Origin of the sequence: Chachezhania sediminis (assembly GCF_009765275.1) — a bacterium.
In the GTDB taxonomy this organism is placed as follows: Bacteria; Pseudomonadota; Alphaproteobacteria; order Rhodobacterales; family Rhodobacteraceae; genus Chachezhania; species Chachezhania sediminis.
The window spans coordinates 1-1,152 of sequence record NZ_VOPH01000031.1; the positions used below are offsets into that span (position 1 = coordinate 1).

The 1,152-nt window shown below is 62.7% G+C and carries 1 protein-coding gene; it reads right to left on the reverse strand.

All coding sequences use genetic code 11. The features are described 5' to 3' along the window. Positions 1-15: 15 nt before the first annotated feature. On the reverse strand, positions 16-1,152 hold a 1,137-nt coding region (locus FQK05_RS25775), incomplete at its 5' end, for a transposase (protein ID WP_158972441.1).

The window sequence follows — 1,152 nt, forward strand, 5'->3', positions numbered from 1 at the left end:
CGAGCGCCTTTCCTGTCAGGCGTTCCGGGATTGCTGCGGTGCAGGAAGGACCTTGGCCAGTTTGCGGAGGTTCTGAGCGGTTGCGGCGAGGAGAAATTCGTCGTTTGCGCCGTGCGGGCCACGTAATCGGAGCCGGTTGAGGCCGAGGATCCTCTTGAGGTGGGCAAAGAGCATCTCGACCTTCTTCCGCAGCTTCATCGAGATCGCGTACTGCTCGGTTTTGGCGATGTCGCGAGCGACCTGGCGGGCATCTTCATGTTCCTCGCGGGTGATCTTGCGGACATCCGCGTTCGGGCAGCACTTCGCCTTTGATGGACAGACCTGACAGACCTCTTTCAGCGCTCGATAGCGGGCTGTGCCCTTGCCGGTCGGGCCCCGGTTCGGGTCGGAGTAGTTCCGGCGGAACTGCTTCAGTTCGTGGCCTTCTGGGCAGATGTACTGATCGTTCTCCGCATCCCACTCGAAGTCGGCGCGGGTCCAGGTCCCGTCGCTGCGCCCCGACTTGTCGAAGACCGGGATGTGCGGGGCAATCTGCTGCCCCACCAACCAGCCCAGCATCGGCGCGGTGCCATAGGCGGTGTCCGCAATCAGGCGTTCAGGGTGGAGGTCGAACCTGGCTTTCACGCGCTCCAGCATGGTCCTGGTCGAACCGACCTCGGCCTGTCGGATTGAGCGGGTCGCCTCGACATCCACGATCACGCCATGGTCCGTATCGATCAGATAATTGTCGGAATAGCTGAAGAATGCCGGGCCCTTGCGGGCAGCCGTCCACTGGCTGGCCGGGTCGGAATGCGAGGTGAACTTGGGCTCGACCTTACTGGCAGCACCGAATGCTGCCTCGTCCAGGGTGTCGAGATACTCTCTGACCGCCCGGGACGCGTCGGCGGGATTGATCGACCCGGCGTCCCACTCCTCCTTCGGTGTCGAGTTCTGCTTGTTGGCATCGGCTTCGATCAGACTGGCGTCGGCGGCCATCCTTTGACCGCTGACCAGCCCCTCTTCGATGCACCGTGCGACGGTCGTCTCGAACAGGTGGCGTAGCAGTTCGCTGTCACGGAACCGACCGTGCCGGTTCTTGGAAAAGGTCGAGTGATCCGGCACCTGGTCGCTGAGGTCCAGCCGGCAAAACCACCGATAAGCCAGGTTCAGATG